Source organism: Streptomyces phytophilus (assembly GCF_013870535.1).
In the GTDB taxonomy this organism is placed as follows: Bacteria; Actinomycetota; Actinomycetes; order Streptomycetales; family Streptomycetaceae; genus Streptomyces; species Streptomyces phytophilus.
This window is the reverse complement of sequence record NZ_JACBXC010000092.1, coordinates 1-10,809: the sequence shown is the minus strand read 5'-3', so window position 1 is coordinate 10,809 and position 10,809 is coordinate 1. Positions and strand designations below refer to the sequence as shown.

Annotated in this window: 8 protein-coding genes and 1 tRNA gene; 4 read left to right on the top strand and 5 right to left on the bottom strand. The window is 71.1% G+C overall.

From position 1 onward, the window contains the following. Nucleotides 1-276 (top strand): FG-GAP repeat protein (locus H5J30_RS08045; RefSeq protein ID WP_181786457.1); only part of this gene is annotated, 276 nt, incomplete at its 5' end. Between the two features lie 205 nt (nt 277-481). Further along, nucleotides 482-1,375, top strand: coding sequence for a Yip1 family protein (locus tag H5J30_RS08040; RefSeq protein ID WP_374100954.1), 894 nt, complete (start codon nt 482-484; stop codon nt 1,373-1,375). A gap of 8 nt (nt 1,376-1,383) precedes the next feature. Here H5J30_RS08040 and dcd read toward each other — a convergent pair whose 3' ends face one another. Together dcd and H5J30_RS08030 are read right to left on the bottom strand one after the other, a co-directional pair. After that, complete coding sequence (dcd, locus tag H5J30_RS08035; RefSeq protein WP_181786456.1) at nt 1,384-1,959, bottom strand: dCTP deaminase; 576 nt, start codon at nt 1,957-1,959, stop codon at nt 1,384-1,386. Nucleotides 1,960-1,980: 21 nt separating this feature from the next. Further along, nucleotides 1,981-2,151, bottom strand: coding sequence for a hypothetical protein (locus tag H5J30_RS08030; RefSeq protein ID WP_181786455.1), 171 nt, complete (start codon nt 2,149-2,151; stop codon nt 1,981-1,983). Between the two features lie 216 nt (nt 2,152-2,367). On the opposite strand from H5J30_RS08030, the gene H5J30_RS08025 reads away from it, so the two are divergent. Continuing rightward, nucleotides 2,368-2,441 (top strand) — tRNA-Gly (locus tag H5J30_RS08025). 255 nt (nt 2,442-2,696) lie between these two features. Here H5J30_RS08025 and H5J30_RS08020 read toward each other — a convergent pair. Next, a complete protein-coding gene (locus H5J30_RS08020; RefSeq protein WP_309505466.1) occupies nt 2,697-2,993 on the bottom strand; it encodes an Imm53 family immunity protein in 297 nt (98 codons plus the stop codon). After that, on the bottom strand, nt 2,980-4,656 hold the full coding sequence (locus H5J30_RS08015; RefSeq protein ID WP_181786454.1) for an RHS repeat-associated core domain-containing protein: 1,677 nt from the start codon (nt 4,654-4,656) through the stop codon (nt 2,980-2,982). The genes H5J30_RS08020 and H5J30_RS08015 overlap by 14 nt, the downstream gene beginning before the upstream one ends. 414 nt (nt 4,657-5,070) lie before the next feature. Here H5J30_RS08015 and H5J30_RS08010 point away from each other — a divergent pair, with 414 nt between their 5' ends. Continuing rightward, complete coding sequence (locus H5J30_RS08010; protein ID WP_181786453.1) at nt 5,071-8,046, top strand: hypothetical protein; 2,976 nt, start codon at nt 5,071-5,073, stop codon at nt 8,044-8,046. A gap of 37 nt (nt 8,047-8,083) precedes the next feature. Here the strand turns inward: H5J30_RS08010 and H5J30_RS08005 are convergent, their stop codons facing one another. Further along, on the bottom strand, nt 8,084-10,543 hold the full coding sequence (locus tag H5J30_RS08005) for a SpoIIE family protein phosphatase (RefSeq protein WP_309505465.1): 2,460 nt from the start codon (nt 10,541-10,543) through the stop codon (nt 8,084-8,086). Between the last annotated feature and the right edge of the window lie 266 nt (nt 10,544-10,809).

The following is a 10,809-nucleotide window of genomic DNA, read 5'->3' as shown; positions in this document are numbered from 1 at the left end:
GCGACGCTCGTCCACCAGAACGCGCCGGGCATCCCCGGCGCCAACGAGACCCGCGACCGCTTCGGCACCGCCCTCCTCCTGGCCGACCTCAACGGCGACGGCTTCGACGACCTGACGGTCGGCACGGCCGGCGAGAACGGCGGCAACGGCGCCGTCCACGCCCTGCGGTCGACGGCCGCGGGGGTCGCGGCGGACGGAGCGGTGGCGATCCACCCGTCGTCGACGGGGATGCCGACGACCGGGCGCCCGGGGTACGGGGCGGAGTTCGCCGGCTGACGCCGTACCGCCGCCGCAGAGACGGCCAGGGCCCGGACCTCCCCCGGCCGGGCCCTGGCTCATGCCCGGCACGCGCCCCGGAGGGGGGCGCGGGGCGGTCCCGTAGGGCGGATCCCCTACGGGACGTACCGTCTTGGCCGTAAACATCCCCCGGATTCCCGGGCCCCGGTGACCGCGGCGGGCAAGACCAGGTACGTTCGATCGCGTGGCAGGATTCAGAATGGGCCGGGGGCGCCAGCCCCACGGCAGTCGGCAGCAGGGGCGCCCGCAGGGCCCGCCCCAGGGCGGCCCCCCGCCCTACGGCGGACCGCAGTACGGCGGCCCCCCGCCGCAGCAGGGGCAGGGACACGTGCAGCCGTACGGCGGCGGCCAGTGGCAGCAGCCCCACGGCGGCCACGGCCCGGGGCGCGAGTACTACGGCGGCGGCCACGACCCGTACGCCGCCGACCGCCCCGGCAACACCCAGCCCTACGGCGTCGGCACCGGCCCCGGCGACTACGGCCCGTACGACGACGGCCAGGTCTACCGCGCCGGCGAGGCGGCAGCCCCGCCCGTAGGCCCGCGGCTGCACTGGAAGGACCTGCTCAGCGGGATCGTCTTCCACCCGAGCCGCACGTTCTGGCAGATGCGGGACCACAGCATGTGGGGCCCCGCGCTGACCGTCAGCTTCCTCTACGGCCTGCTCGCGGTCTTCGGCCTGGAGCAGGCGCGCGACGAGGTACTCGACTCCACCATCTCCGCGAGCATCCCGTGGATCGTCGTCACCGGCATCGCGGTCACGCTCAGCGGCCTGGTGATGGGCATGGTCACGCACACCCTCGCCCGCAACCTCGGCGGCGCGGGCGCGCTGGCGCCGACGGTGGGGCTGGCGATGCTGATCGTGGCGCTCACGGACGCGCCGCGGCTGCTGATCGCGATGTTCGTCGGCGGCGAGGCGGCGTTCGCGCAGGGCGTCGGCTGGCTGACATGGCTGGCGGCGGGGGTGCTGCTCACGTCGATGGTGAGCAAGTCGCACGACCTGCCGTGGCCGCGCGCGCTGGGCGCGTGCTCGATCCAGCTGGTGGCGCTGCTGGCCCTGTTCAAGCTGGGCACGCTCTGACGCGGGCGTCAGATCACGGTGCGATGGAAGTTGAGGTACGAGCGCGAGGGCGTGGGCCCGCGCTGCCCCTGGTACCGGGAGCCGTACTTGGCGGATCCGTAGGGGTGCTCGGCGGGTGAGCTGAGCCGGAACATGCACAGCTGCCCGATCTTCATCCCCGGCCAGAGCTTTATCGGCAGCGTGGCCACGTTGGACAGCTCCAGCGTCACGTGCCCGTTGAACCCGGGATCGATGAACCCGGCGGTGGAGTGCGTCAGCAGCCCGAGCCGCCCGAGGCTGGACTTGCCTTCGAGCCGGGAGGCGATGTCGTCGGGCAGGGAGATGACCTCGTACGTCGAGGCCAGCACGAACTCCCCCGGGTGCAGGATGAAGCACTCGTCGCCCTCGGGCTCCACGAGCCGCGTGAGGTCGCTCTGCTCGACGGCGGGGTCGATGTGCGGGTAGCGGTGGTTCTCGAACACCCGGAAGTAGCGGTCAAGGCGTACGTCCACGCTGGACGGCTGGATCATCCCGTCGTCGAACGGCTCGATCCCTACCCGCCCGGCGTGGACCTCGGTCCGGATGTCCTTGTCAGAGAGCAGCACGCCCCGACCCTACCGGGCGCGCTACCGCGCCTCGCCCTTCCCCACCGGCACGACGTTCCGCAACCGCGCACAGCGCGGACACCGCACGAGCCCACCCGACCCGATCCGCCGGGCGGCGCCGACGTTCTGCATCGGGAGCGAGGCGGTGCTGAAGACGTGCCCTTCGGCACATCGGACGACGGTGGTCTCCATCAGGCTCCTTCCCCGTAACGCAACAAAAGCCACACTACGGGACCAACTCCTCTACCCCAACACCACCTCAACACCACCCCCACCCACCCACCGTAACCCCAACTCCCGCCCCCACCCCCCACATCCACCCGCCAACACCAAGCAGCCCCCCGACGACCTCGCCGGGGGGCACGCATACGGTAGAGTGACAGCGCAACGCCCTCCGGGGCGTCCAGCGCGGGCGTAGTTTAATGGTAGAACATGAGCTTCCCAAGCTCAGAGCGCGGGTTCGATTCCCGTCGCCCGCTCCAGACAGAAGGCCCAGGTCACCGACCCGGGCCTTTCGTGTTTTCACCTCCAGGACCGATCAGCAGGGGGCCACACGTGCGCACCGCGCCGTGCCCTCCTTCCCAGCCGGCGGATCTTCCGGCCGGCCTCTAGCACGGCGATGCCCCTTCGCGTGGAATACCGCCGGTTACCCTCGGGCCCGCCGACTGGCGTACCGGCGGTGAAGACGGCTGAACCAGGCGGGCCGAAGCTCTGGGCAACGCGCAAGGCCGTGGCGCTCAGGCCGTGAGGAACTCCAGTGCCGCGCGAACAGCTCTTTCCAGGTCCGTGGGGCCGCATGCGACCCGCAGGATGCGGCCGTCCGCAGAACTATGCAGCCACGATCCGTCGGTGTCCTCCTCCAATTCAGGGGCGAGGATGACGCCTTCCTTGCTCGTGCCGGGCAGATCGACCTGGATGAGCCATCCGGGGTTGTCCAAGGTCTCGATCTTCACCCCGAACTCGTGCTCCCAGTCACCGTCGCACTGGTCTGCATACCAGGCGCCCAGCGCGCGGAGCAGATCACGGGTTTCCACCGGGGGTTATCTCCCAGGGTTCGGCCGGCCGGGCAGAGCCGTCCGGCAGGTTGATGTGAGGCGTGGGGATGACCTGCCCTGTCGTCTTGTCGAAGTGCGGCTGGCCCTGCATATCGGCACGTTTCACCATCTCCCACGGGGCCGGGTTCTTGGGATTGGACTGGGGAGCCCACTCTGCGTAGTGAACCACGCGCCCGGTTGAGGCGTCGCGTCGGAACGTCGTGTGTGGTCCGGTCGCGTTGGGGTCCGGTCGCAACCCCTTCTTCCGGCCCTTCCCTCCATTGCCGGCCGGCGGGCTGTGCGCGGCGAGGCCCAGTGGGTCGGTCCAGGTGGTCGGGTTGTGGGGATAGGTGTACGGGTTGGGGGCGGGGGTCAGGCCCAGCGGGTCAAGGGTGGCGTAGCGGCCGGTGGCCGGGTCGTAGTGGCGGAGCACGTTGTAGTGCCAGCCGGTTTCGGCATCCGCGTACTGGCCGGGGAAGCGCAGGGGCATCACGCAGGTGTCCTCGCTCGTCACGAGGGGCAGTCCCCAGAGCGTGGACCTCTGCCGCCACGCCGTCGCGCCGTCCTCGTCGACGAGTTCAGTGGGTGTGCCGACGAGGTCGGTGACGATGGCGTAGAACTCGCGGTCGATCTCGTCCTGACCCGGAGTGTGACGGGTCTGGGTGAGCGGCTGCAGTGCGCGGTGGTTCCAGGTCAGCGTGACCGGATCAGCGGACTCGCCGACCCTGGTGGCCTGTTCGACGAGCGTGGATCCGTCCCAGGTGAACTCGGTGCGTTCCGCTGCCGCACCGGTGGTGTCGAGGCGCTCCTTGGCCACGCGGCGGCCGAAGCCGTCGTAGCGGTAGCGCCAGGTGGTGCCGTCGGGGGTGACGACGTGGGTGAGTCGGCTGTCGGCGTCCCAGGTGTAGTGCCACGTCTCGGGCTTCTTCGACAGCCTGCGACGCTGCCGCAGGACGATGCGGCCGGCGGCGTCGTACTCGTAGCGGACGCGTCCGGCGCGGGTGAGGAGGGTGCCCTGGAATTCGCGGTCGCCCGCGGCATCCGCCCCGGGCAGGTCGCCGGCTGCCGGCCAGTGGGCTTCGGTCTGGTTGCCGGTGGCGTCGTAGGTGTAGGTCTCCTGGCCGGTGGCACCAACGGTATCGGTGGCGGCCAGCACCCGCCCCAGGGCGTCGAGATCGTACGTCCGGACGCCGGCGAGGCTGTCGTCGAGCGCGGTGAGGTGGCCGTCGGCGCGGTAGCGGTAGTGGCGTACGGCAGCCGCCCGGGCCATGGGCCCGTCGACCGCCTGGCGGGTGAGGCGGCCTGCCGGGTCCCACTGCTGGGTGTAGGTCAGCCGGTCTCCGACCCTGCGCGCGGTCTCGCGTCCCAGGGGGTCGTGGTCGAAGGTGAGGGTGCGCCCGTCGGTGGTGAGTGTGGCTGTGAGGCCGTCGGGCGTGTAGGTCCACTCGCTGTGATGCCCGGAGGGTGTGGTGCGGGTCAGCTGTCGGTCGGCGGCATCGTAGGTGAAAGTGAGCGTGCGGCCGTTGGTGGTCTCGGTGAGGAGGTTGCCGAGCGGGTCGTGAGTGCGGGCGAGATCGACGCCCGGGGTGATGGCGCGGGTCACCCTTCCCAGTGCGTCGTGCTCGTAGCGGCTGATGCCCTGCTCCGAGGTTGTGGCCGTCATCCGCCCCAGGAGGTCGTAGTCGTGGGAAAGCCGCTGCCCGCCGACACCGTTGCTCCGGGAGGGTCCCAACTCGGGGGATTAGCGTGCTTCTCGTGACCCGAGCGGACGATGACGTATCCACCGGGAACCGGCCGGGCCGGGCAATGGTTTGGGCCGTGGCTCTGCTCCTGGTGTCGGGTGCGGCGGCCGCGTGCGGCGCTCCTGGGGAGAACAAGGCAGACGGTGGCAACCCCCGCCCATCCTCATGGTCGTCCCCTTCGGCGAGGACGCCCCAGGTCCGGACGCCGCGACTCTGGCCATCAATTTCGCGGAAGCGATTCTGTCCCACCTCCCATGAGGGGGTGGGGCGACCTCCGTGGAAGCAATCGGTGAATGTGGATGCCGTGGTCAGCCGGGTTCGGTGATGATGAGGGTATGTCGGATGATGCTGCGCAGATCCGCAATGAGATCTCCGGGCACGCTTCGGTCGACGGTCCGGTGGTACAGGCCGGCAGCATCCACGGCGGGGTGCACATTCACTACGAGAGCGCCCCTGAAGCCGGACGCGGTCGGGCCGGGGAGCGACCGGGCTGGCCGCTGCGCAAGGTGACCGACCCGTTCCACCTGGAGGTGCACCACGCGATCGGCTCCGCGGTCGGATCCGGGCTGCCGCCGCTTCCGGCCTACGTTTCGCGGGAGCACGACCGGTTGTTGGGCGAGGTGGTGGCGCGCGCGGCTGAGGGTGTCAGTCGGATCGCAGTGCTGGTTGGCGGCTCCTCGACCGGCAAGACCCGCGCGTGCTGGGAGGCCCTCGCCCCCTTGCGCCGGCGTAAGGAGCCGTGGCGGCTGTGGCATCCCATCGACCCCACCCGTCCCCAGGCCGCGTTGGACGAGCTTCCCGACCTCGCCCCGTACACCGTGGTGTGGCTGAACGAAGCGCAGTTCTATCTGGCGCCGGACCCGGTGGGTGAGCAGGTCGCCGCGCGGCTGCGGAATCTGCTGCGTGATCCGGGAAGGGGCCCGGTGCTGGTACTGGCCACCCTGTGGCCGGACCACTGGGTCACCCTGACCGCCCGTACCGAGCGGGACCGGCATGCCCAGGCGCGGGAGTTGCTGGTCGGACACAAGATCTCCGTGCCGGACGCGTTCACCGGCACGGATCTGGACAGTCTGGCCGGCGAGGCCGGCCGGGACGTACGGCTGGGAGAAGCCGCCGAGAACGCCGAGGACGGTCAGATCACGCAGTACCTGGCCGGGGTGCCGGTGCTGCTGGACCGGTACAAGGAGGCGCCGCCCGCGACCAGGGCCCTGGTCCATGCCGCCATGGACGCCCGCCGCCTGGGGTGCGGGCCGCGTATCCCGTGGCCGCTGCTGGAACAGGCTGCCCCCGGCTACCTCAGCGAGCGGGAGTGGGATCTGACCGGCGCGGACTGGGCGGAGCACGCTCGTGACCACGTCACGATGCCCTGCAACGGCGTCCCGGGCATCCTCACCCCCGTACGCCCCGGCATGCCCCGCAACCAGCGCGGCGGACCTCGTACATCCACCGGTGCCACCGCCGGTGCCGGGACCGGGACCGGGACCGGGACCGGGACCGGGACCGGGCAGGGGCAGTTGTACCGGTTGGCCGACTACCTCGATCAGCACGGCCGCCGCCACCGTGCCGACCGGATCCCTCCGATCGACTTCTGGACCGCCACGTCAGCCCATGCCCACCATGCAGACCTACGGGGCCTCGGGGACGCCGCTCGGGCCCGCGGCCTGTACCGCGATGCCGCACACATGCACAAACGCGCCACCGCCCACGGCGACGCCTTCGCGCCCAGCGCGCTCGTCGAGTCCCTGCACGCCCTGCGGCCCACCGACTCCCGCCCCGGCAGCTACGCCGTCGCCCACGCTCCCAGCAGCGATCCATCGGCGGTGGCCGCTCTCCTGCGGTCGCTGACGGCCTTGGAGAGTGATCGTGTGGCCGAGCTACTGGGCCGCGACCCCGCCGTCCACATCACCCTCGACAACCCGCACGCCGTGGCAGGGATGTTGAGCGGCCTGTGTCATGCGTCGCTGTGTGATCCCGCGCGGGCGAACGGCCAGAAGGAAGTACTACTGGCCCGGAACCCCGCCGCCCACGTCGACGTCAGCGACCCGCACGGCGTGTCCGGACTGCTGTACTGGCTGCGGTACGTCGGGGCGCGCGAACAGCAGGCCGTACTGGCCGAGCGCGCCGCCGCATACGTCCTCGACAGCGTGCACGACGTGAACGAGCTCATCGGCTGGCTGCAGGCGATCGGCCCACTGGAACTCGGCTGGCTGGGAGCGGTCGGCGCACAGGGCAAGGCGCTCCAAGTCGCCGATCGGGTCGTCGCCGGAGTCTCCTTCGACGACCCGCGCAAGGTGGCGTACCTGCTGGAGCTGTTGAACGAGATCCCTGCCGACGACCAGGTGGCCGCACTCGTGGCCCGGGATCCCGGCGCCCACACCCCCCTCGACACCTCGTTCGACGTGACCCTCACTCTGCGCCAGCTGAGTGCGGTGAAGGCGCACGATCAGGTTCTCGTCCTGGCCGAACGAGCCGCCTCACACATCCCCTTGGACAACACGCGCGAGGTGAGCCACCTGCTGACCTGGCTGTCAATGGCCGGGACCCGCGGGGCGATGGCCACGCTGCTGGATCGGGACCCCGCCACCCACGTCTCGCTCGACAACCCGTCCCATGTGGGCGCCATGCTCTACACCCTGCGGCAGGTTGGAGCAGACGACCAGATGGGTGTGCTGCTGGCCCGGGATCCGGCCGGCCGCGTCCCCCTCTCCGACCCGGGGGCCGTGAGCGGACTGCTGACCTGGCTGCGGGAAGTCGGAGCAGGCGACCAGATCGATGTGCTGCTCGGCCGGGACCCCGTCGGCCACGTCGCCCTCGACGACCCGAACGGCGTGGCCGCTCTGCTGGACACCCTGTACGAAACCGGCGAAATGGATCAGGTGGACAGGCTGGTAGCCCGGGACCCCGCCGCCCGGGTTTCCTTGGACGACCCTGACGCAGTGGCCGGGCTGCTCCGCAGCCTGCTGAATACGGGAGCGGAAGAGCAGGTGGGCGTGCTCCTCGGCCGCGGTCCCGGAATCCGCACGACCGTCGACAGGCCGGGCCGGTCCCTGGACGCCCTGCTGGACGGGCTGCACCGGCTGAGGGAACAGGCCCGGTGGCCGGCCGGGCGCCCGCCCACGAGCGGAAGCTCCGACCGGGTGAGCCATCTGCGGGAGGCCGAGGCGCAGCTGAGCGCGCTCGGCGAACGTCTGCCGGCTGCGCGGAAGTTCGACGAGTTCCTCCGGATCGACGATCACCGGGAGCGATTCCGCTTCGGGCGTGAGCCGGATGGCAGCCCTGCCGACCCCTGGGGCTGGGACGACCTGGAGTGACGAGCACCGACTCCCCGCCTTTACCCGCGGGTCGTCGTCAGCCCGAAGCGCTCGCGGCGCCGCGGGGGAGGAGTTGTTCGGCCCAGATGGTCTTGCCTTCCGACGTGTAGCGCGTTCCCCAGCCCTGGGCGAACTGGGCCACCAGGAAGAGGCCGCGGCCGCCCTCGTCGTCGGCCTGGGCCTGGCGCAGATGGGGGGAGGTGTTGCTGCCGTCGGAGACTTCGAGTATCAGGTTCGCGTCGCGGATGAGGCGCAGGTCTACGGGGCCGGAGGCGTGGCGGATGGCGTTGGTCACCAACTCGCTGACGATGAGTTCTGCGGTGAAGGCGAGGTCTTCCAGATGCCAGGCCCTCAGTTGGTCGGTGGTGAAGGACCGGGCTTGGCCGACCGCGGTGAGTTCGCAGGGCAGGTGCCAGGTCGCGACGTTCTCTTCGGCGATGGAGCGTGGGCGTGCGACGAGGAAGGCGACGTCGTCACGGGGGCGGTCCGGGAGCAGCAGGCGCTCCATGACCTCGCAGATCTCTTCCAGCGGGCGGTCGGGGTACGCCAGCGCGAAGGCCAGGCGGGTGAAGCCGAGGTCGATGTCGCGGTCGGAGGAGGCGGTGATGAGGCCGTCCGTGTAGAAGGCGAGGACGCTGTCGTCCGGGATCTTGAGGTGCGTGCACTCGAAGGGCAGGCCGCCCAGTCCGAGTGGGGGCCCCGCCGGGATGTCGAGGAATTCGACGGCCTTGTCGGGGTGGGCGATGGCAGGCGGAGGGTGTCCCGCGCGGGTGATGTCCGCGGTGCGGGAGATGGGGTCGTACACGCAGTACAGGCAGGTGGCACCGATCACGCCGGGGATGTGGCGGTCGCCGGTCTCCGCGTCGTCGAGGTGGGCGACCAGGTCGTCGAGGTGGGAGACCAGTTCGTCGGGCGGCATGTCGAGTGCGGCGAGCGTCTGGACGGCGGTGCGCAGGCGGCCCATGGTGGCTGCCGCGGTCATTCCGTGGCCGACGACGTCGCCGACGACCAGGCCGATGCGTGCACCGGAGAGGGGCAGCACGTCGAACCAGTCCCCGCCGACGCCCGCGTGGGTGTCGGCCGGCAGGTAGCGGTAGGCGACTTCGACGCCGGTGGGGGCGGGCAGGTCCTTGGGGAGGAGGTGGCGCTGGAGGGACAGGGCGGCGCGGTGTTCGCGGCCGAAGCGCCGGGCGTTGTCGATGCAGACGGCCGCGTGGGCGGCGAGTTCTTCGACGAGGAGCAGGTCGTCGGCGTCGAAGGCTTCGGGGTTCTTCCAGCGCACCAGGGTGGCCACCCCCATGGTGACGCCGCGGGCGCGCAGGGGCACCACCAGGTGGGAGTGGATGCCGACTTCCCTCAGCTTGTCCGAGCGCGCCGCATCCTGGGACAGCCAGGGCGTCGACAGATCCACGGTGGGGTCCAGCACGGGACGGCCCGTGGCGACGCAGCAGTGCTGGGGCGACGTCTCTGAGTAGGTGACCGGTGCCCCCAGCGGCGCCACGGATTCCGGAAGGTCCGCGCGGATGGACTGCTGGGCGCTTCGGACGAGTTCGGCGGAGCCGGCGGTCAGCACCGGGTCGGGCTCGTGGCCGTGGATGACGGCGGCGGAGAGGTCGACGGCGACGAAGTCGGCGACCTGCGGCACCAGGACCTCGGCGAGTTCCTGGGCGGTACGTTCGAGGTCCAGCGTGCTGCCGATGCGGATGCCGGCCTCGCTGATCAGGGTGAGGTGCCGTCGTACCTGGTAGTAGCTGGTGACGTCGAGTACCGCCTGGCCCATCCCCAGGGTGTGGCCGGTGAGGTCCTGGAGCCTGAAGGACGAGCGGGAGCGGACGTGCGGCAGATGGGAAGAGGAGGCGGCCGGGGGTTCGGCGTGGGAGACGGCGACCTGCGGCTCACCCGTCTCCAGTACCTCCCGGGCGCGGGCTTCCGTGACGCGACCGGCCTCTTCGGGAACGGTGTCGGCCAGTGCGCGGCCCAGTTGCAGCCGTGCGGGGACGCCCTCCATGCGTTCCAGGGCGGGGTTGATCATGGCGAGCCTCAGTTGCGGGTCCACCACGGCCAGCCCGAACGGGGACTGGGTGAACAGTCCGCGCAGGATCGCGTGCTCGCGCTCCCGCGCCTGCGCGGTGGCGAGGTCCGCGGCCACGATGAGCCAGCTCGCCCGCGGATCGGGCCCCAGCGGGCAGATCTGCGCCCTGACCTGGAGGCGGCTGCCGTCGGGGCGGTGCGCCGTGAAGGTGCCCGTCCACCCTCTTCCGGCCTGGTTCCGTTCGGCGGTCTCCCAGCGCTCGTCCCAGGGGATCTCCAGGAACTCCGTGACGGGCTGTGCGACGGCGTCCGGCGCAGCGTAGCCGAAGAGCGCCTCCGCGCCGTCGCTCCAGTGCTGGACCAGGCCCTGAGGGTCCACCACGACCGCGGCATCGGTGATGTCGAACCGATAGCCTTCTGTCTCCCCGCCGGGCTCTTGCGGCCTGTCGGCTTGCGGTGGTCCCACACGTCAATGGTGCATCCGTTTGACAGAGCGCACCACCGTCGGCCGGCGCGTTCGGGGCAGGGGACGGAGGGTTACGGGATCCACGCGGTCCGTGGTCAGGTGCCCTTGCGGAGGACCCGGGTGACGGCTTCGCCCGTGAGGCGGGTGAGGGGGCCCGGGCTGGGCAGGCCGACCGCGGTGGCCAGTTCGCGGCCGTAGAGGTCGACGCTGGATTCGACCAGTTCGGCCAGTGCGTCCGTGGCCGCACGGCCGCACGCCGGCCCGCT

Coding starts and splice junctions, on each gene's coding strand:
- H5J30_RS08015 (WP_181786454.1), bottom strand. CDS start 4,656: ATGACGGCCACAACCTCGGAGCAGGGCATCAGCCGCTACGAGCACGAC.
- H5J30_RS08030 (WP_181786455.1), bottom strand. CDS start 2,151: ATGGAGACCACCGTCGTCCGATGTGCCGAAGGGCACGTCTTCAGCACC.
- H5J30_RS08010 (WP_181786453.1), top strand. CDS start 5,071: ATGTCGGATGATGCTGCGCAGATCCGCAATGAGATCTCCGGGCACGCT.